The 20,409-nt window shown below is 59.9% G+C and carries 18 protein-coding genes; 11 read left to right on the top strand and 7 right to left on the bottom strand.

What is annotated here, in order from left to right; translation table 11 throughout:
• Window positions 1–28: 28 nt before the first annotated feature.
• Window positions 29–2,026 carry a VacB/RNase II family 3'-5' exoribonuclease gene (locus AAE484_RS10515; RefSeq protein ID WP_341938344.1) on the bottom strand — a complete coding sequence of 666 codons (1,998 nt, stop codon included), beginning with the start codon at window positions 2,024–2,026 and terminating at the stop codon, window positions 29–31.
• Window positions 2,027–2,225: 199 nt separating this feature from the next.
• On the opposite strand from AAE484_RS10515, the gene AAE484_RS10520 reads away from it, so the two are divergent.
• Both AAE484_RS10520 and AAE484_RS10525 read left to right on the top strand, forming a co-directional pair.
• Window positions 2,226–3,941: a potassium/proton antiporter gene (locus AAE484_RS10520; protein ID WP_341938345.1), complete on the top strand. Its 1,716-nt coding sequence runs from the start codon at window positions 2,226–2,228 to the stop codon at window positions 3,939–3,941.
• A 109-nt stretch (window positions 3,942–4,050) separates the two neighbouring features.
• Window positions 4,051–4,545: a shikimate kinase gene (locus tag AAE484_RS10525; RefSeq protein WP_445928851.1), complete on the top strand. Its 495-nt coding sequence runs from the start codon at window positions 4,051–4,053 to the stop codon at window positions 4,543–4,545.
• Window positions 4,546–4,590: 45 nt separating this feature from the next.
• Here AAE484_RS10525 and AAE484_RS10530 read toward each other — a convergent pair whose 3' ends face one another.
• Window positions 4,591–5,079, bottom strand: a complete 489-nt coding sequence (locus AAE484_RS10530) for an Lrp/AsnC family transcriptional regulator (protein ID WP_341938347.1) — start codon at window positions 5,077–5,079, stop codon at window positions 4,591–4,593.
• A gap of 188 nt (window positions 5,080–5,267) precedes the next feature.
• A complete protein-coding gene (locus AAE484_RS10535) occupies window positions 5,268–5,612 on the bottom strand; it encodes a type 1 pili tip component (RefSeq protein WP_341938348.1) in 345 nt (114 codons plus the stop codon).
• Window positions 5,613–5,979: 367 nt separating this feature from the next.
• Here AAE484_RS10535 and adk point away from each other — a divergent pair, with 367 nt between their 5' ends.
• The 9 genes from adk (at window position 5,980) to AAE484_RS10580 (ending at window position 15,015) form a co-directional block, all read left to right on the top strand.
• Entirely contained in the window at window positions 5,980–6,633 is a 654-nt protein-coding gene (gene adk, locus AAE484_RS10540; protein ID WP_341938349.1) for an adenylate kinase, read from the top strand.
• Window positions 6,634–6,960: 327 nt separating this feature from the next.
• On the top strand, window positions 6,961–7,692 hold the full coding sequence (locus tag AAE484_RS10545; RefSeq protein WP_341938350.1) for a hypothetical protein: 732 nt from the start codon (window positions 6,961–6,963) through the stop codon (window positions 7,690–7,692).
• Window positions 7,693–8,118: 426 nt separating this feature from the next.
• Window positions 8,119–8,850 (top strand): tRNA (adenosine(37)-N6)-threonylcarbamoyltransferase complex dimerization subunit type 1 TsaB, encoded by a 732-nt coding sequence (gene tsaB, locus AAE484_RS10550; protein ID WP_341938351.1) that lies wholly within the window; start codon window positions 8,119–8,121, stop codon window positions 8,848–8,850.
• A 32-nt stretch (window positions 8,851–8,882) separates the two neighbouring features.
• On the top strand, window positions 8,883–9,686 hold the full coding sequence (locus AAE484_RS10555) for an undecaprenyl-diphosphate phosphatase (RefSeq protein WP_341938352.1): 804 nt from the start codon (window positions 8,883–8,885) through the stop codon (window positions 9,684–9,686).
• Between the two features lie 27 nt (window positions 9,687–9,713).
• Entirely contained in the window at window positions 9,714–11,039 is a 1,326-nt protein-coding gene (locus AAE484_RS10560; RefSeq protein ID WP_341938353.1) for a M18 family aminopeptidase, read from the top strand.
• Window positions 11,040–11,061: 22 nt separating this feature from the next.
• Window positions 11,062–11,742: a hypothetical protein gene (locus AAE484_RS10565; protein WP_341938354.1), complete on the top strand. Its 681-nt coding sequence runs from the start codon at window positions 11,062–11,064 to the stop codon at window positions 11,740–11,742.
• 44 nt (window positions 11,743–11,786) lie between these two features.
• Complete coding sequence (locus AAE484_RS10570) at window positions 11,787–12,824, top strand: cyclic nucleotide-binding domain-containing protein (protein ID WP_341938355.1); 1,038 nt, start codon at window positions 11,787–11,789, stop codon at window positions 12,822–12,824.
• On the top strand, window positions 12,824–13,954 hold the full coding sequence (locus AAE484_RS10575) for a tRNA-queuosine alpha-mannosyltransferase domain-containing protein (protein WP_341938356.1): 1,131 nt from the start codon (window positions 12,824–12,826) through the stop codon (window positions 13,952–13,954). Before AAE484_RS10570 ends, AAE484_RS10575 begins: the two co-directional genes overlap by 1 nt.
• Before the next feature lie 53 nt (window positions 13,955–14,007).
• Window positions 14,008–15,015 carry a tryptophan--tRNA ligase gene (locus tag AAE484_RS10580; protein ID WP_341938357.1) on the top strand — a complete coding sequence of 336 codons (1,008 nt, stop codon included), beginning with the start codon at window positions 14,008–14,010 and terminating at the stop codon, window positions 15,013–15,015.
• Window positions 15,016–15,176: 161 nt separating this feature from the next.
• Here the strand turns inward: AAE484_RS10580 and bioA are convergent, their stop codons facing one another.
• The 4 genes from bioA to AAE484_RS10600 form a co-directional block, all read right to left on the bottom strand.
• Window positions 15,177–16,472: an adenosylmethionine--8-amino-7-oxononanoate transaminase gene (bioA, locus tag AAE484_RS10585; protein ID WP_341938358.1), complete on the bottom strand. Its 1,296-nt coding sequence runs from the start codon at window positions 16,470–16,472 to the stop codon at window positions 15,177–15,179.
• Window positions 16,473–16,664: 192 nt separating this feature from the next.
• Window positions 16,665–17,714 (bottom strand): endo-1,4-beta-xylanase, encoded by a 1,050-nt coding sequence (locus tag AAE484_RS10590; protein ID WP_445928850.1) that lies wholly within the window; start codon window positions 17,712–17,714, stop codon window positions 16,665–16,667.
• A 214-nt stretch (window positions 17,715–17,928) separates the two neighbouring features.
• Window positions 17,929–19,230, bottom strand: coding sequence for an endo-1,4-beta-xylanase (locus AAE484_RS10595; RefSeq protein ID WP_341938359.1), 1,302 nt, complete (start codon window positions 19,228–19,230; stop codon window positions 17,929–17,931).
• A gap of 188 nt (window positions 19,231–19,418) precedes the next feature.
• Window positions 19,419–20,399 (bottom strand): aldo/keto reductase, encoded by a 981-nt coding sequence (locus AAE484_RS10600; protein WP_341938360.1) that lies wholly within the window; start codon window positions 20,397–20,399, stop codon window positions 19,419–19,421.
• Window positions 20,400–20,409 lie beyond the last annotated feature (10 nt).

Here is a 20,409-nt window from a genome sequence, read left to right on the forward strand (position 1 = left end):
TAAAGTCGTCGTCGCGCCCGCGACTTTTTTATGGCGACTCGGGCGCCTGCTCCCAGACTTTCAACCGCTCGGCCGTGTCCTCGTCCACCAGTTCCAACGCGATGCGCTGGCGGGCGTGGTCGACGGATTTGATGATCACATGGACTTTCTGGTCGAGCCGGTATTGGTGCGCTTCGACGGTGATTTTCAGCCGGCGCGAATCGAAGCTGGGTTTGCCTTCCTGATCCATCCGCACAAAGCCTTCAATGCCCCAGTCATCCAGTTTCACGCCAATGCCCATGGAGTTGACCATGCCGATGGTGCCGGTGTGGACGCTGCCGATCCTGTCGCTGACAAAGTCGCAGGCGAGCCACTGTTCCAGTTGCCGGCAGGCCTGCCGGCCCCGGTGAAGTTGGGTCTGCAATTGCTCGAGCAGTTCGGCCGAGGGCTTCTGGGGGGCTTCCTCGCGCAGGATGTTCTTGATCGCCCGGTGGTTGTAGAGGTCGTGGTAGCGCCGGATGGGCGAGGTCACGGTGGCGTAGTGCGCAAAGCCCAGGCCAAAATGCTCGCTCGCTTCGGCCGAGAGCGAGGCCGCCTGCAGCATCCGCTGCAGCAGTGGCAGCAGGGTGGAGAAGGCCGGAATCTGGTCCGGGTTGTTGCGCAGGTCACTCAGCAGTCGCTGGAAGTCCGACAGCGCGCGCGGGTCGCCCACGGCGTAGTCCGGGGAATCTTCCTTCATCAGGCTCAGAGCGTCGTCCAGGCGTTCCGGGCGAAAGCCGATGTGGTTGGAGAAAATGCCGTGCCCCGGGTAGCGGCTGAACAGCTCGCCCGCACAGATGTTGGTGGCCAGCATGGCCTCTTCCACAATCCGGTGCGCCGAGGTGCGCTCGCGTTTTTCGATGCGATCGATTTTCTTCTGATCGTTCAGGACAAAGTAGTAATCCGGGCGATCTTCCATCACCAGCGCGTACTGCTGGCGGTGCTCGCCACGGGCCCGGGCGCACTGGTACAGCTGCTTGAGCATCGGTGCGATGGGCTCGGGCAGCTCCTCCGGGCGGGCGTCGTGGTCCAGTACTTCACTCACCAGGTTGTAGCTGAGCTTGTGGTGTGAGCGGATTAGCGCCTCGCTGAACCGGTAGTCGCCTATGGTGCCGTCGCTGGCAATCTGCATGCGACAGACCACGACGGGGCGGCGCTGTTCGGGCACCAGGGAGAAGGTGTCGTGGGACAGCTCCGACGGCAGCATGGTGACGCTCTGGCCCAGCAGGTAGACGGTGCTCGCGCGCTCCCGGGCCGCCTGATCCAGCGGCGTCCCGGATTCGATGTAACGGCTGGGGTCGGCAATGGCCACCCAGAGCTCCCAGCCCTCCTCGCGCGACTCCAGGTACACGGCATCGTCCATATCACGGGTGGTTTCCGCATCAATGGTGACAAAGGGCAGGTGGGTCAGGTCTTCCTGCTCCGGTTGTGCGGTAATAGGCGTCAGGTTGATCGCCTGGGCCTGGTCCTGAGCCTTGGAGCTCCAGTCGGTGGGCAGCTCGAATTTGGCGGTGATGTAGCGCGCCTCCACGCCCGGCTCGCCCGGTTTGCCCAGGGTGTGCTCGATGCTGGCCTGGGCCTTGCCCTGGTGCTTGAACGGGTGCCGGCTGACCCGGCACTGGATATAGTCGCCGTCCTCGTGCTTGCCCCGGCTGTTGGGCGGGATGAACAGCCAGCGGCTGAATTGCGGCAGATCGGGCTCGACGAAATGGGCATTGCCCTTGATCCGGTAGCGGCCCACAAACTGTTTGAGTTCACTGTCGAGCAGACGCTCCAGCTGCGCTTCCAGCTGGTCCTTTTTATTGCTGGTCAGACTCACTTCCACACGGTCGCCGGGCAGCACCTTCAGGGTTTCGTCCGGGGGTAAAAAGGCGTCCCGGCCGTCATCCAGGTTCACGAACGCAAAACGCCGAGTGGTGGTGCGAACCACGCCGGAGGCCAGATCTTTTTCGGAGCGGAGATTGGTCTTGAGCTCGGACAACTGTTGCAGAGCGTCTTTATTGAACATGTATGACAACTTTCTGGGCTGAATGGGAGAATGCTAGGCCGGGATAATAACAGGAAACGCCCGCCGGCGTTACCGGTCCGGCCGAGTCGGGACGACCCAGTGGCACAGTTCGGTACGACCCAAGGGCATCGCTCGGGGCGATCCTTTCGGGCAATGTCCGTGCGACCCAATCGGGCGATAGTGTAGTACTATTGGCGCAATGGATACTCTGAACCAATTGATGCTTTTTGGCGGGCTGCTGTTTGTGGTCAGCATTCTGGCCAGCACGCTCTCCCCGCGCATGGGCATGCCCCTGCTGCTGGTGTTTCTCATTATCGGCATGCTGGTGGGCGAAGACGGCTTTGGCGGCGTCCAGTATGACGATGTGCAGTCGGCCTATTTCATGGCCACGCTGGCGTTGGCTGTGATTCTGTTTGATGGCGGCTTGCGCACGGACCGGCACAATTTCCGGGTCGGGCTGCGCCCGGCGCTGCTGCTCTCCACCCTCGGGGTGGTGCTGACCGCTGGCATCTGCGGTGCCTTTGCCGCCTGGATTCTCGGCGTGGGCTGGGTGGAAGGTTTTCTGATTGGCGCGATTGTCGGCTCCACCGACGCAGCAGCGGTGTTTTCCGTGCTCAACATGCAGGGGCTGGCCCTCAAAACCCGTGTCGGGGCGACGCTCGAGATCGAGTCGGGCCTGAACGACCCCATGGCGATTTTTCTGACCATCATGCTGGTGGAGTTCATGGTCAGTCGCCAGAGCGGGTTCGACTGGATGATGTTGGGCCAGTTTGTGTGGCAGATGGGCGCGGGCGCGCTCATCGGTCTGGCGGGGGGCCGCCTTCTCGCCTACGGGGTGGGCAAGCTCGCCCTGAGCCCCGGCCTCTACCCTCTGCTCGCCCTGTTCGGGGGGATTTCCATTTTCGGCACCGCGGCGGTGCTTCAGTCCAGTGGTTTTCTGGCAGTTTATCTGGCAGGCCTGGTGGTGGGCAACCAGCTGTCCCGGGGCCTCTACAATATTCAGCGGTTTCACGACGGTATTGCCTGGCTGGCGCAGATCAGCCTGTTCCTGATGCTGGGCCTGCTGGTCTCCCCCAAGCAGCTGCTGGTGTACGCGCCGAGCGCGGTGCTGGTGGGGGTCTGCCTGATCTTTCTGGCCCGTCCGTTTGCCGTGTGGCTCTGTTTACTGCCATTCCAGTTCTCATGGCGCGAGAAGCTCTTTATCAGTTGGGTGGGGCTGCGCGGTGCCGTGCCCATTGTGCTCGCCATGTTTCCCTGGCTGGCGGGCTTTGAGAACTGGCCGTTTTTCTTCAATATCGCCTTCTTTATCGTGCTGGTCTCACTGGTCTTCCAGGGCTGGACGGTGGCGCCCCTGGCGCGCTGGTTTGAACTCGACGTGCCAACCAGCTCGACCCGGGTGCAGCGGGTGGAGCTGGGCGTGCCCGGTCAGGTGGGGTATGAATTTGTCGGCTATAAGCTGGCCGATGGCAGTCCGGCGCTGAAAACCCCCTCCGACCGCTTGCCGCTGCCGCCCAAAACCAGTCTCTTGTGCGTGCTGCGCAATGAAAAGCCGTTGTCGCTCAAAGAGGGCATCAAGTTACTGCCGGGCGATCACGTCTATCTGCTGGCCACGGCCAGCGAGCTGCCCGCGCTGGACAAGCTGCTGGTGGGCATGGACGAACCGGATCGGCTCTCGGTGCAGGCGTTTTTCGGCGAATTCGTGGTTACGCCACGCGCCAAGCTGGCGGATCTGGCGATGCTTTATGGCTTTGAGGTGCCCGAAGACAAGGCGGGCTGGAGCATTGCCCGCTATATTTACAGCCAGTACCGCCATCCGGTGGTGGGTGACCGCGTTCGCCTGGGCCAGGTCGAGTTCGTTGTGCTGGAAATGAACGACTCCAGGCTGACCAAGGTGAGCCTGAACCTGCACCGTTAGCTGGCTCTGGCACTGCTTGATCAGCCCGCTCGAAATGGTTAAGGTCTGGTAATCGATAAAAGGGGGTGTAGTGGTGGAACCGATCGGAAACAGTCTGATTTTGGTGGGAATGCCCGGCGCGGGCAAGAGCACCATCGGCGTGTTGCTGGCCAAAGAGCTGGTCAAAGAGTTTGTTGACACCGACTTGCTGATTCAGCTCTCGGAGGGCAAGTCGCTCCAGGATATTATCCACGATCATGGCTACCAGCATCTTCGTGAAGTGGAAGAGCAGGTACTTCTCAGCGCCAATTACATGAATCACGTGATCGCCACCGGCGGCAGTGTGGTTTACAGCGATGCGGGGATGCGCCATCTCAAGCGCTCCGGGCGGGTCGTGTTCCTGGATGTTCCTCTCGAAGAACTCGAACGGCGGGTGCACAACTACGCCACCCGGGGCATTGCCTGCCCGCCGGGGCAGAAGTTGCCGGATCTCTATCAGGAGCGTCGGGCCCTGTACCACCAGTATGCCGATATCGTCGTCAACTGCACGAACAAGGGGCAGGATGAACTGGTCTCCGAAATCATCTATGCCGAGGGCGAGCAGTTCGCCGAGATGGACGCCTGAGCGACCGGTCGGCGAGCTCGGCTCGACCACAGCATGACCCTGGCGTTACAGCGGCAGCTCGGTTGAGTATTTCACCTGCTTCAACGCAAAGTTTGAATTGATCGAAGCGACGTTGGGCAGTTGGCGCAATGTCTGGTTCAACAGCTGCTCGTAGTGCTCGATACTGCTGACCACCACTTTCAGCAGGTAGTCACAGTTGCCGGTACTGGCATAGCATTCAAGTACTTCCGGAATCCCCTGAATCGCCTCTTCGAACGCTTCCAGAGCCTCACTCTGGTGCCCCTGCATGATCACGCCGCTGTGCACCACCACATCGAGTTTGACCTTCCGGGCGTCCAGAAGCGTGACTTTGCCCCGGATGATGCCCTCGGCTTCCAGCCGTTTGAGACGGCGCCAGCAGGGGGTATGGGAAAGGCCGATCAGGTTGCCCAGATCCGCCATTGAATAGTCGGCGCTGGCCTGCAGAGCGCGCAGGATTTTCCGATCGAAATCGTCCAGCTCTAATGAAGTTGATGAAGCAGTCGTGGCCGCCATGGTTATTATCCTGGTTGATGGTTTCTCTCACTTTCTATTTTTAGAGTCTCACCCTCCTATTGTAGGGGGCGAAGGCGGCGCAATCAATTGGAATAGATGTGAGGGCGTAGGCGCCGCCGCCCGGAGGGGAGGGCGTGCGGCGGAGGGGAGGGCGTGCGGCGGAGGAGACTAAGTCACTGAATCCTGGTCTATTTCCCGGTTTCGTCCTGTTCGTCCTTCAACCGTTGGAGGTGTTTCTGGCTCAGTGACAGAAACCGGGGCGTGAGGCCAACATCTTCATAGATGGGGTCCCCCATTTCATCCCGGGTCACGACTTTGGAGCCCTGCTCGTAGGGAATGCCGGTCTCAATTTCGTTCAGAGCGGCTGAAAGGAGGTCAGTGATAAAGGCGTCGGCCGACTTTTTCGGGTAAAGCTCGCACAGGGCTTCAAGTTTCGCGGCGTCCTCAAGCGGCAGGCGAACCTCGTAACTGTGCTTGGTGAGTTGGCCTCGGGCACCTTTTTCCCACTGGGACATGAGTTCACTGACTTTCATTGATAAAGACCTCTTTAATGCATGTGTGTCAGGTTCGGGCCGGGGTGGAGCTTCAAGCCCCAAAATTGCGCCAAATCAATCATTTGCGCAGCTGCTCTGCTTCCGTGCGGCCCGGCGCGGCGAATACCGTCAATCCGTTGTCACAATTCAAGTATAGAGCAGTGTGTCGTCCTCTTCTATGTGGGGGCGTCTGCCCGCCAATAAAAGCCCACCCGGACAAAGGATTGAGAACACTCCCTGAAGCCTTGTTGCCGGGTTTAAAGGCCCCTGTGGGGCTGTATTGTGCTCTGGGGGAGGGCCGTGTATCGTATGCGCTTTTTGGTTGGCCAGCGGCCTGCTGACAATGACCGTTATTGAGGAGTACATCATGAGAATAATCCTGCTCGGCGCCCCCGGGGCCGGTAAGGGCACTCAGGCGCAGTTGATTATGGAGAAATTTGGTATTCCCCAGATCTCTACCGGCGACATGCTGCGCGCTGCCGTAAAAGCGGGCACGCCCCTGGGTGTGCAGGCAAAAGACATCATGTCAGCGGGCGGTCTGGTACCGGACGATCTGATCATCGCGCTGGTCAAAGACCGGATCAAGGCGCCGGACTGCGCCAACGGTTTTCTGTTCGATGGCTTTCCCCGGACCATCCCCCAGGCCGAGGCGCTGCTGGAAGCCGAAATCCAGATTGATCACGTGGTTGAGATCGACGTGGATGACGAAGAGATTGTGTCGCGCCTGGCGGGCCGGCGTGTGCATGAGCCCTCTGGTCGGGTGTATCACATCGAACACCAGCCGCCCAAACAGGATGGTGTGGATGACATCACGGGTGAGCCGCTGGTACAGCGCGAAGATGACAAAGAGCAGACTGTGCGCAAGCGTCTGGCCGTTTATCACGAGCAGACCAAGCCTCTGGTAAAGTTTTATCAGGATCTGGAAGCGTCCGGTCACCCCAATGCGCCCAAGTACAACCGGATTTCCGGTGTGGGGAGCATTGAGGAGATTCGCAGTCAGTTGGAAGCGGCGCTTAAATAATCGCCTTTGTGAAAATCGAAAAAGGCGATCCGGTAAGAGTGACGGATCGATAAAAGGCCCCCTGGTGGGGCCTTTTTTTTTTGAGTGTCGAAAAGTCGATGCGGCTCAAAAAAAATCGGTTTGCCGACATAAAACCAACGAGATTTCCTTTTCGCGCATAAAAACCGGAAAAAATTGCGATTTTTTGCAGAAAAGTTTGCTAAAAACTCGCAATAGGACTAATTTTTACATAGTATTTGTGTCGCGGATTGATTGCACACGATATGTGCGAGATCTTTATTATCAACTGATGTGCACACAACGATACAAAGTTGAGGAGAATGATTTATGGCCAGAGTAACTAAAAAACGCAAGGCTACCGCCAAGCGTGCCACGACCAAACGTGCAGTTAGCAAACGCGCGGTTACTACCCCGACAGTAGATCCGGTGGTTGCGAAAGCCGAAGCCAAAGTGGAAAAGCTGCAGAAAGACGTCGACGCCCAGGCCAAGAAAGTGGATGCCGCGCGCCAGAAAGCGGCGGCAGCCAAAGCCAAGGCGGCCGGTTCGACTCGCGCCACTGACAAGCGGGCGGCAAAAACAGCCACAGCAGCGGTAGCCAAAGCGTCCGAGAAAGCCAAGGCGGCTCGTGCCAAGGTTTCCGAGGCGCGCGTTGAGTTGACCAAAGCCAAAGCGGCCGCCACTGCCAAGGCAGCGGCGGAAGCGGCTGAGGCCAAGGTTGCCGAAACGCGTGAACGTCTGGCCAAGCGAGCCGAAGCTGATCTGGAGAAGGCCAAAGCGGCGTTTGAGCAGCGTTGGATGAAAGCTCGCGCCAAAGCGGACGAGCGCAAAGTAAGAGCCACCCGCAAGAAGCTGGCGGCCAAAACCAAAGCGGCCGAGAAGAAGGCCAAAGCCAAAATGGCTGAGGTCGAGCGCAAGGCAGCGGCCAAAGCCAAGGCCAAAACCAAGAAGAAGGCGACCAAAAAGCGGGCGACCACCAAACGGTCCACAACCGCTACTCCGGCCAAAACCGGTGCGCGCAAGGCGAGTGCCAAGCGTCGCGGTCGTCCCAGCAAGAAGTAGTCGGTAGCCTCCGGGCTGCTTCTCGGCCGCCGTTAAGCGGTGGCCGAGTCTGAAAACCCCTTTGGGCACTTCACTTTGTCGGTGAAAGGGCCTGAAGGGGTTTTTGTTTGGTGGTCCATGTGGCTGATTCTGTAACTCTCAGAGAGCCTGTGCTGGTGCGAATCAAGGCGCGTTTCGCCGGCAAGGGTGGCTCCCTTGTCAAGAGACGCAACGCCGAGTCGCGCCAGCACAGGCTCTCCCGAAGGGCCGCCACACAAGCACCCTGGGCGGTGTTGCGCTCGCTTGAATTGACTACGGCCAGTCCTGCACTCGCGCGCCTTGCCCAGAGCGCTTGTGTGACGGCTGAGAGTTACAGAATCAGCCACATGGACCACTAGCCCCCAAATCTGGCAAAATGCCGCCACTTCCCGACGACCTGTGTAACTTATGACCCGACTACTGATACTCGACTCCGCGACTGATGCCTGTTCCGTGGCCCTTCTGGATTCCCGCCTTCAGGGCGCCGATCGCATCCGGCAGCGGTTCGAACTGGCGGCCAAAAGCCACACCCGTCGCCTGCTCCCCATGGTGGATGAAGTCCTGACCGAAGCCGGGTTGTCGCTGTCTGAGGTTGACGCCCTGGCGTTCGGGCAGGGGCCCGGGTCGTTTACCGGCCTGCGTATTTGTCTTGGGGTGGTGCAGGGGCTGGCCTTTGCCCGCGATTTGCCCGTAGTCGGTGTTTCCACGCTCGATTCCATGGCGGTGGGGTTTTATCGCCAACATCCCGAGTTGCTCGAATCTGACACCCCGCTGTTGGTCGCGCTCGATGCGCGCATGCAGGAGGTCTACTGGTCGCTCGTGCGACCCGGTGAGACGGCCGGGGCGCTGGTTTCGCTGGCGGAAGAAGCGGTGGCCCCGCCCCAGAGTGTGGTCGAGCATCCGGCGGTCGCTGCGCTGGCGGGCAACTTCTGGGGTCTGGGGCAGGGCTGGCAATACTCACAGCTGCAGGCACTGACACCGGCCGGGCTGGAGCCGGCCTTTTATCCCGGTGCGGCGGATATGGCCGAGCTGGCGCTGTCAGCTTATGAGCGGGGTGAGGCGTGCTCGGCCGAAGAAGCCCAGCCGGTTTATCTGCGCAACACCATCTCCTGGAAGAAACGCGAGCGCATTCGTTCCTGAAGTGAAGTCACTCCAAAAACACGGAAAAGACCATGGACCTGATTCAAGTCATTCTCCTCGCTCTGATTCAGGGCATTACCGAGTTCCTCCCGATATCCAGCTCCGGGCACCTGTTGTTGCCCAAGGAACTGTTCGGCTGGTCGGATCAGGGGCTCGCGTTTGATGTCGCCGTGCACGTGGGTACCTGGTTTGCGGTGATACTCTATTTCCGGCGCGATTTGTGGAGCATGGCGCGGGACTGGGGGTTGCACCTCGGTGCCCGACAAGAGGCAACGGACAATAGCCGTCTGGCCTGGTATCTGATTCTGGCGACGCTACCGGCCGCCTTTGCCGGCCTGGCTCTGGATAGCGTTATCGAGGCGCACTTGCGCTCGACCCTGGTCGTGGCGCTGACCACTCTGATTTTCGGGGCTGCTCTGGGGTGGGCTGACTGGCGCGGCAGTCGCCAAAGAACCTTGCTGGATATGACCTGGAAGCTGGCTCTGATCATTGGCCTGGCACAGGCGTTGGCGTTGATTCCGGGCACGTCCCGCTCCGGCATTACCATCACCGCCGCTCTGTTTCTCGGCCTGACGCGTCACGATGCAGCCCGTTTTTCCTTTTTACTGTCCGTGCCGGTGATTGCGCTGAGTGGCGGGTACAAAACGCTGCAGCTCTGGCTGCAAAGCGGTCCGGTACCCTGGGGCGACCTGCTGTGGGGAGCGCTTCTGGCGGGCTTGAGTGCGTTTGTGTGCATTCATTATTTCATGCAGTATATCAGCCGGATGGGGATGATGCCGTTTGTGGTTTACCGGTTTATCCTCGGCGGTGTTCTGCTGCTGTTGGTTTTTGCGTAATTGCGTAATAAAGGGGTACGAAGCTCGATGACCGAAGAACAGACATCTCAGGATTTCAATACCGGTCTGCTGTCCTACCTGCAGGCGTCACCGACCCCGTTTCATGCCGCCGGGAATCTGGCCGCCAGACTGTCCGAGGCCGGGTTTCGGGAGCTGAAAGAAGGGGACAGCTGGGATCTCGTTCCCGGTGAAAAATACTGGGTCATGCGCAATGGCTCCTCACTCATTGCGTTTGTTTACGGGCGCGAGCCTCTGGTCGATACCGGCATCCGGATGGTGGGTGCGCATACCGACAGCCCCTGTCTCAAAGTGAAACCGCAGCCGGACATGGTGCGCCAGGGTTACGCCCAGTTGGGCGTCGAGGTTTACGGGGGCGCGTTGCTCGCGCCCTGGTTTGACCGGGATCTGTCGATGGCAGGAAGGGTCAGCTATCGCGATGGCGACGGCCGCATCCGCAGTGCCCTGGTGGATTTCGAGCAGGCCGTGGCCACCGTTCCCAGTCTGGCGATCCACCTGGACCGGGAAGCCAACCGCCAGCGCAGCATCAACCCGCAGAAGGAAATGCCACCCCTATTGTTGATACAGGATGGCGAAACCGAGCTTCCGGCGTTTCGTGACCGGCTTATGGCGCAACTGCAGACGCAACACCCATCGCTCACTATCGACAAGGTTCTGGATTTTGAAATCAGTCTGTACGACACCCAGCCTCCGGCGCTGATCGGTCTGCAGGGGGATTTTCTGGCGAGCGCGCGCCTGGATAACCTGCTCAGCTGCTACGTCGGAATGCAGAGCATCCTGGAGGCCGATGGCCGCTATAGTAGTCTGCTGGTGTGCAACGATCACGAAGAGATTGGCAGCGCCTCCGCCTGCGGAGCAAAAGGCCCGATGCTGCAACAGTTTCTCGATCGCGTGATGCCGGACACCGAGCAGCGGTTAAGGGTGCTGGAAAACTCACTGATGATTTCCGCCGATAATGCCCACGGTGTACACCCCAACTTCAGCGATCGGCACGATGAGTGTCACGGCCCGCTGTTGAACCGGGGGCCGGTAATAAAGGTCAACGCCAACCAGCGTTATGCCACCAACAGTGAGACCAGCGCGCTTTTCCGGGACATGGCCGAGCGCGCCGGGGTGTCGGTTCAGACCTTTGTCTCGCGTGCCGACATGGAGTGTGGCAGTACCATCGGCCCGATAACCGCCGCTGAAGTGGGCGTGAAGACACTCGATGTCGGCGTGCCCACCTTTGCCATGCACTCAATTCGAGAACTGGCCGGTAGCCGCGATGCCAGCGACCTCTATAGAATACTCAACGCTTTTTACCACTACCCGCATCCACTGAGTCAGTGGGCTTGAAGATTGTCAGGAGTTTGATGAAATGACGTGCACCCGAGCCATCAGCCTGGTGGCGGCCCTGTGCTCCACCGCCTTGCTGTCCCTGCCGGCGAGTGCCAACGGTGGTCACTTTCAGGTGGAAGATTCCAGCCTGATCCCGCCTCAAACCTGCAGTCTGGAGACCTGGGGCACCCGCGAGGAGCCCAACACCACCTGGGTGACCAACCCGACCTGTAATTTTACCGGTGGCTCGGACTGGTCGCTTCCGGTGACTTATGATGTGGAGCGGGATGATATTGCCAGCGTCGGGCTCGAGTACAAACGAGTGCTGCTCAACACCGGCAGTGGCCCGGCCCTGGCACTGATGGCCGGTGGGCAATACCAACGCGCGACGGAAGAGGTTGATGAGCTGTTTGTCACAATCCCGCTGAGCTTTCAGCCCATGGACATGCTGGCACTGCACGTCAATGGTGGGGTGCTGCACGACCGCCTGGCGGATGAGACCTACGCGACCTGGGGGCTGGCCGCCACTGTGAAGACCATCAGTGGCCCGGTACTGATTGCGGAAATGGTCGATGATGACCGACGCGAGCCCCTGTATGGCCTCGGTGCCCGGTTTGATATCGGTAGCACGCGCTGGACCCTGGACCTGGGCGTTTCCCGGGATACTCAAGTGGACGAGACCGCCTATACTTTAGGCTTGAACATTCCCCGTCTGTTCTGATTCAGGCAGACATCGGTAATACTGTGATTGAGTTTTGGTGATCTATGAGTATCCAGCGGGACACCCTGAGGGCGTTCACTCCATTCGATACCCTGTCGGACGAGTATCTCGATAAAGTCCTGGAGAAGGCGCAACTGGACCCGGTCGCGCGCGGGACCCTGATCTTCAAACGCGGCAAGACACTGGAGACCCAGTACTACCTGGTCTCCGGTCAGGTCGACCTGATTGACGCCCAGTTCGAGCGCCAGTCCCTGGAGGCGGGCTCTGACCTGGCCCGCTACCCGCTGGCGGATCACTCCCCGACCCAGGTATCCGCGGTCGCCAAGTCCGATGTCGAACTGCTGTCTCTCGAGAGTGATTTCCTGGACCTGGTGATGGCCTGGAGCCAGAGCGGTGACCACCCGGAGGGAAGCGAGGGCCGCGAAGAGGACGACAACGGCCACGACTGGATGTCGTCGCTCCTGGAATCCCCGCTGTTTACCCGGGTGCCGCCCAGCCACATTCAACAGCTGTTTGTGCGCTTTGAGGAGGTGGACCTTGAACAGGGTGACTGGGTACTGCGTGAGGGCGAGCCCGGGGATTATTTTTACGTGCTGGAGTCCGGGCAGGCGCAGGTGAGCGACAAGACCGGTCGCCCCCTGGCCCAGCTGGGAGCCGGCGACTATTTTGGCGAAGAGGCGCTGGTGGGGGATACCACCCGCAACGCCAATGTACAGATGCTGGCGCCGGGGCGTTTGATGAGGCTGGGGAAAGACGATTTTATTGCCCTGCTACAGGCGCCCGCGCTGCAGCTGATTCCGGCCGATCAGTGGTCCGGAAATAAAGCACAATTGGGTGAATACCAGTTACTGGACGTTCGACTGCCGGTGGAACGGCGCTTTGGCCGGGTGGAAGGCAGCCGGAACATTCCGCTTGGACAGCTGCGCCAGAAGCTGCCGGATTTAACCCGGGAGTCGACCTACGTAGTGGCCGATGACGCGGGCCGGCGCAGCTATGTGGCCGCGCAGTTGCTCATACAGGTCGGGCTGGATGTATTCATTCTCGAAGAGGCGAGCCGACTGCACGGCCAGACAGCGGGCTGATGCGGGTCCTGCTGCTCTCGGGGTACGATGCGCCCAGCCACAGGCGTTGGCGAGAGAGTCTGGCGGCGCGTTTCCCCCATTGGCACTGGACCCAGCTGAGTCTGCCTCCGCGCCATTTTAAATGGCGCATGCGCGGCAGCGGTTTTCTCTGGGCCCATACCGAGCAGTCGCAGCTGGCCGAACCCTACGATCTGCTGATTGCCACTTCGATGGTGGACCTTTCCGTGCTGCGCGGCCTGATCCCGTCGCTCGCGGCGGTGCCCACCCTGGTGTACTTCCACGAGAACCAGCTGGCGTATCCCACCCGCAAACAGCAGCGAGCCAATGTGGAGCCGCAACTGGTGAACCTCTACACGGCCCTGTGTGCGGATCGTATTGCCTTCAACTCCCGCTACAATCGCGACACCTTTCTGACCGGCGTCGAGCAGTTGCTGCGGCGCCTGCCGGACCCGACGCCGCCCGGCGTGATGGACCAGCTGCAGACGCGCAGTGCCGTGTTGCCGGTGCCGATCGAGCCCCAGTGCTTTTGCGCCGATCAAACGGACAGCCGGCCGTTTACCCTGATCTGGAATCACCGCTGGGAATACGACAAAGGGCCCGAGCGGTTGCTGGCCGCACTGAGGCTGTTTTTTTCCGAGCGGGAGAGCGGCGCACCGCCGATTCAAGTGCACATTGTGGGCCAACAGTTTCGCCAGCAGCCCGACGCCTTTGCCGAGATCCAGCAATTGCTTGAGCATCAGTGTGCCCTGGGGGAGTGGGGCTACGTGCAGAGCCCGGAGCGCTACCGCGAGCTGATGGCGCAGAGCCATGTGGCCCTGTCCACAGCACTGCACGATTTTCAGGGGCTGTCGGTGCTCGAAGCGGTGGCAGCGGGTTGCCGGCCCCTGGCACCCGAGCGGGAGGCCTACCCCGAGTGGTTTGCCGAGGAGTTTCTCTACCCCAGTGATCTGGTGCACCCGGAGCGCGAGGCCCGAGCACTGGCTGACCGACTGCACCAATGGGCCGGGCAACATGCCCGGGGGTGTCTGCCGGCGGCGCCTTCGGTCGAATTTCTGAGTGAGGCCCGCTTGCAGCCCGAATACCAGGCCTGGTTCGATGCCCTGATTGTGAACCGTCCGGGTGCACAATAGCCGCCGCTGCCTGTATCATTACGACCTTTTAATCAGTCCACACGGGAAGCAACATGAGCCAGCAACGGGTTTTGACCGGTATCACGACCACGGGTACACCGCACTTGGGCAACTATGTCGGCGCGATTCGCCCGGCCATTGCCGCCAGTGAGCGGGAGGACGCCCAGTCGTTTTACTTTCTGGCGGACTTCCATGCGCTGATCAAAAGTCAGGATGCGGAGCTGGTGCATCAGTCCACCCGCGAGATTGCCGCCACCTGGCTCGCGCTCGGGCTCAATACCGACAAGGCGATTTTCTATCGCCAGTCCGATGTGCCGGAAATTCCCGAGCTGTGCTGGCTGCTGACCTGCATGGCGGCCAAGGGCCTGATGAATCGTGCCCACGCCTATAAAGCCGCTGTGGCCGCCAACCTGGAGGCGGGTGAGGACCCGGACTACGGCATCACCATGGGCCTGTACAGCTACCCGGTGCTGATGGCGGCGGATATTCTCATGTTCAATGCCAACGAAGTGCCCGTGGGCAAGGATCAGATTCAGCACGTGGAAATGGCGAGGGACATTGCCGCGCGTTTCAACCATCACTACGGCGATCATTTTGTCCTGCCTGAAGCCCGGGTGGACGATCATGTGTCCGTGCTTCAGGGGTTGGACGGGCGCAAAATGAGCAAAAGCTACAACAACACCATTCCGTTGTTTTTGCCCGAGAAAAAACTGAAAAAGCACATCAACAAGATCAAGACCAACCTGCTGGAGCCCGGCGACCCCAAAGACCCGGATGATTCCACCGTGTTTCAGATCTGGCGGGCCTTTGCCACCCCCGAGCAGACCCGGCAGATGCGCGAGCAATTTGCCCAGGGCATCGCCTGGGGTGAGGCGAAGAAACAACTGTTTGAGCTGGTGAATGGCCAGCTGGGTGAGGCGCGCGAGCGCTACGAGGCACTGCTGAACAACCCCGAGCATGTAGAGGAAGTGTTGCAGCAGGGCGCGGCCAAAGCGCGCGCCTACAGCCAGCCGCTGCTGGAAAAACTCCGCCACGCCGTCGGCATCCGCCCGCTCGGCTAGGGTAGTGGTGCCCGCCGTTAACCTGCGCGGTGGGCGGAGCCCACCCTACGGGGGCGGGGGTTAGCCCAGGAAGAAGGTGGGCACCACCATCCGTAGGGTGGGCTCCGCCCACCGTCTTCCGTAATGCGGGCTCCGCCCACCTTTCGCCCACCTTATTGAAATTATAACCCGGCTACCACCCGATAAATCCCACCGGTCAACTGCTGCAACTCCTCCGGCGAAATCACAAACGGCGGCATGATGTACACCAGCTTGCCAAAGGGGCGAACCCAGATGCCCTGCTCGACAAACTGCGGCTGTACCTTTTCCATATCCACCGGCTCGTGCAGCTCCACCACGCCGATGGCCCCCATTACACGCACATCCGCCACGGCGGGCAGCTCGCGGCAGGCGCCCAGCTGTTCCTGCAGCTGTTGTTCAATTCCGCTCACCTGGGCCTGCCAGTCCCGACTCAGCAGCAGCTCAATGCTGGCATTGGCCACCGAGCAGGCGAGGGGGTTGCCCATGAACGTCGGGCCGTGCATGAACACACCGGCTTCGCCCTGACAGATGCCCTCGCTCACCTTGTCGTTGCACAGAGTGGCCGCCAGGGTCATGTAGCCGCCGGTCAGGCCTTTGCCCAGGCAGAGGATGTCGGGGCTGATGCCGGCGTGCTCGCAGGCAAAGAGCTTGCCGGTGCGGCCAAAGCCGGTGGCAATTTCATCGGCGATCAGCAGTACCGAATGCTGATCACACAGTTCGCGCACCCGCTGCAGGTAGCGCGGGGAGTAAAAGCGCATGCCCCCGGCGCCCTGGACGATGGGCTCGAGAATCACGGCCGCCAGCTCGCCCTTGTGGCTTTCCAGCATTTGGGCGAACTCTTCGATATAGCGCTCGTCCCACTCGGCATCAAACCCGCACTCGGGCTGTGGCGCGAACAGCTGCTGTGCCAGGGTGTGGCTGAATAACTGGTGCATGCCGTTGACCGGGTCGCACACCGACATGGCGCCAAAGGTATCGCCGTGGTAGCCCCGGCGCAGGGCCAGAAACCGGTGCTTCTCCGGTTGCCCCTGAGACTGCCAGTACTGCATGGCCATTTTCAGGGCCACTTCCACCGACACCGAGCCGGAGTCGGCCAGAAACACCTTGTTCAGCCCCTCGGGCGTCAGGTCCACCAGTGTCTTTGCCAGGCGCACCCCGGGCTCGTGCGTCAGCCCCCCGAACATCACGTGGGCCATACTTTCCAGCTGCGTCTTGATGGCGTCGTTCAGTACCGGGTGGTTATAGCCGTGCAGCTGACACCACCAGGAGGCCATGCCGTCAATCAGGGTCCGGCCATCGGAGAGGTGCAGTTTGACGCCCTCGGCCCGCTCGACCGGAAAGACGGGGGTGGGGTTGAGAAACGAGGAGTAGGGGTGCCAGACATGCTGGCGGTCGATGTCCAGAATCTCCTGAGGGGATAGCGGTGGAGTGGGCATAGCTTGGGCCTTTCGCAATCGGGTTCAGTGATAGATCGATATCGGTCGGGAATGCGTTAAAGACGCTCACGCTAGCAGAAAAGCCGTTAAAAATCAGCTGGTTCGGAGTTTGTTTGGGAGAGGGAAGGGTGAGGCGTAAACGAGCGGGCGCTGGAGATCCCTTCCAGCGATTAACCGCTTTACCGGACTGTCTTACCGGTTCAAATACTCCATCAACCACTGCATGGCCGGACGCTGCTGGCCGTCGCTGGTCATCAGGCCGGAGCCATCGATCCAGGTGGAGCCCACGATATAACCCCACAAGGTGATGCCAACCACGTCGGGATGATTGTAGAAAATCGGAAAATGCATCTGCATATACTCGAGTTGCTGCTGATCATCGGATTCTCCAATGTCGTATTCGGAAACGTACATCGGCAGACCCAGCTGGGCAATCTGATCGAGCTTGTCTTCGATTTCCTGGGCGGTCCAGACTCTGGGAGCGTAGAGTCCGTGCGCCTGGAGCCCCAGGGCATCCACGTAGCCGGATTCAACGATGGGCTCTATCATCTCAATGATCGCATCTGTATCCCAGGTCATGAAGTTATAGTCGTTGTAGATGAGAATCGCATCAGGGCAGTGCTCGCGAGCCAACCTGAAGGATTCGAGAATCCAGTCGTCGCCATAGGCACTTTCCGCGTAGGTCGCCGGGGCATGAGAGGGCAGTGCCTCGTTCACCACGTCAATCATCTCGGTATCCGGGTAGCGGTCACAATAGTCGACGATCCACTCCTCGATTTCCTCCCGCTGTTCCTCAGGACTCAGGCTTGCGATCCAGTTCGGCTGTTGACTGCCCCATACCAGAACGTGGGCCTTGACCGGAATGTCGTTGGCGCGAGCAAAATCATAGATGTCATCCAGCGGTCCCCAGTCGTACTGGTCCCGGGTGCCTTCCACGGAGCCCCACTTGCCTTCGTTTTCGGGCGTGATCTGATCCCAGTACTGCATGAAGTCGTCGCGAACCTGACCTCGTGTGGTGATATTGCCCACGAAAGTGACAGAGGTGTCGTTGCTGCTTGAGCTCTCGCTGGAACTGCTCGATTCTTCAGAGCTTGAGCTGGAGCTGCTCGACTCTTCAGAACTGGAGCTGGAGGAGTTGCCACCCCCGGAGGAGCCGCCACAGGCAGTCAATGTAGCCGCCAACAGGGCTGACAGCGCAATGGTCGAGAGACACGACGTCACTCGAAATTGGGTAGGAAACATGGTGTAGCCTCTTTGATTATTAGATTGTTGCTGACAACTCCCGGTGTTTTGTAAGGGAGTGCATCGAGGTTATCTAATATAGTCATAATAACCAGAAGCTTAGCTTAGTGGAGTTCGGCTCTAGCCGCAAGGCCTGTTTCGGAACAAAAAGGGGAGCTTTCGATCGATAAAAAAAAGAGCGGCTGAGCCGCTCTCTTTTTTGCCTTGGCAATACTCAGATGTCCGAGTTGCAGGCGTTACCCTGGAAGGCATCGGCCACGCCCTGAAGTGCGGGCTTGGCGGACAGGTCGGCGTTGAACAACAGTGGCCAGACATCGTCGTAGTCCGCACCGGTGGCGTTGCGGAACTGATTCATCAGCCAGCTTTCATCGTCAGTCAAGCCCCAGACCGTAAAGCCACCGCGCAGCTCAGCGGGGACAGTTTCCAGGTAGACCCGGGCAATGTCGCAGAACCGCTGTTTCTGCTCGCCGGCGAGTGCCGCATCGTATTCGAGTTCATCCGGTGCATTACCGCCGTAGGGATTGACCACGGCCACATCCAGCTCGGTGACTTTGACCTTCAGGCCCCGGTCGACCACTTCCTGAAAGGCATTTTCAAAGTCATTCAGACTTGGGTAGGTCATGTAGACGTGCATCTGAAAACCGACACCGTCGATCAGGTCACCCTCGGCCAGTCCGTCGGCGATTTCCAGGGTTTTTGCCAGGCGCACGTCGTTGGCGGTGTTGTCGTAATCGTTGTAATACAGGTCGATCTCGGCACCGGTGTCCCGGGCGGCCTGAAACGCGACTCTGATGTACTCGGGGATATCGCCCTCGGACGCTGGAGGCAGCTCGTTGTAGAACAGGGACTGACGGAAGCCATTTTCGCCTCCCTGGTCTACTGCTTCGTTGACCACATCCCAGCTGGCAACGGTGCCCGGGAACTCGGATTCAAAGTGGTTGACGATGCCTTTGACATGATCGGACAACATGGCAGCGAAGTCGCCTTCATAGTTTTCCATGAAACCCGGCACCTGGTAGCCGGAATGCCAGACCAGGGCGTGGCCATGCACGGTCATGCCGTTGGTGTCGGCAAAGCCCACCAGTTCATCGGCATCGCCGAAGGTGAAGGTGTCTTCCTGGGGGTGCAGGTAGCTCATTTTCATGATGTTGCCGGCGGTCAGCTCACTGAAGTGCTCAGTGATCACATTCTGCCGCTGGGTGGCATCGCTGTGATTGAAAATGCTGTAGCTCTCGCCGGCGGCGGAGACCGCGACGCCGACGGGAAAGTCGGCCAGCGCATAGAGCTGGAAGTCGGGATCGATGGAGAAGGCGCCATCGGTATTGTCTTCAGAGCTGCTTGAGGAGCTCGACTCTTCGGAGCTGGAACTCTCGCTGCTGGAGCTCTCACTGGAGGAGCTTGATTGTTCAGAGCCGCCCCCGGAGGAGCCGCCGCAGGCGGTCAGAGTGGTCGCCAGCAGGGCGGAGACGATCAGGGGAGAGAGTTTTGCGGTCTCCCGGTTCTTGATCTGGAGCATGATGAAACCTCTTCGGATAGTGGTCGCTGCCGGATCAGGCAGCCTGAGTTATTTTTAATAGTCTTAATAACCATAAGCTATGCTAATCCACTTTCCTGTCGGTCGCAAGGGCTCCCTTTTTGATGGGGGGAGGGGGAGCCCTTGCAATCATCGGAAGTCTTTGCGACAACCGGGGTAGGTTCGCTCGATCAGTAAACGCCGCGAATGTGCTGCTTCACCTCCTGCTGATAAAAGTCGTAGAGCTCTTCGTGCAGCTGGTCGGGCAGGGGAGGCAGGTCACTGACCTTGGCGTTTTCCCGGACCTGCTCGGGCGAGCTTGCCCCGGGAATGATGGCGGTTACCGCCGGCTGATCCAGAATCCAGCGCATGGCCATCTGGGCGGTGGTGTAACCCTCCGGCGTGCGGTCTTCCACCTGCTTGGCCAGTTTGACCCCGGTTTCAAACGGAATGCCCGCAAAGGTTTCGCCCACATTGAAGGCGTCGCCATCGCGGTTGAAGTTCCGGTGATCGCTTTCATCGAATTGGGTTTTTTCGGAAAACTTGCCGCTGAGCAGGCCGCTGGCCAGGGGCAGGCGCACGATGACACCGATATTCTGGTCTTCGGCCTTGGGCAGCAGCTCGTCCAGCAGTTTTTGCCGGAAGATGTTGAAGATCACCTGGAGTGAGGTCAGATCTTTGTGCTCGGCACAGATCAGCCCCTCTTCCACGGTTTCGACACTGGCGCCGAAGTGCTGAATCAGGTTTTCCTGCTGCATGGTGCGCAACCAGTCAAAGATTTCGCCCCGGCGCATGATCTCGGTGGGCACGCAGTGCAGTTGCAACAGATCAATGCAGTCAGTCTGCAGGCGGTCCTGCTGGCGCTTGATGGAGTCGCGCATGTGAGTGAGGGAGTAGCCGTCGGGGAATGCGCCGTCGCCGCGACCGTACTTGGTGGCGATGACCGGTTTGGGGGTGCGACTGCTCAAATGCTCGCCCAGGTAGCGCTCACTGGCGCCGCCGCCATAGACGTCGGCGGTATCAAAGAAGCTGATGCCGGACTCCAGGGCCGCGACAATGATGTCTTCCACGGTTTTGGGTTCAATCGGGCCAAAATCGCCGCCCAATTGCCAGCAGCCCAGGCCCACTTCGCTCAGTTGCAGGTTGCTGTTGCCCAGTGTTCGAGTTTGCATGTGTGCTCCT

It is taken from the genome of Marinimicrobium sp. C2-29, from assembly GCF_038419845.1.
Classification (GTDB): Bacteria; Pseudomonadota; Gammaproteobacteria; order Pseudomonadales; family Cellvibrionaceae; genus Marinimicrobium.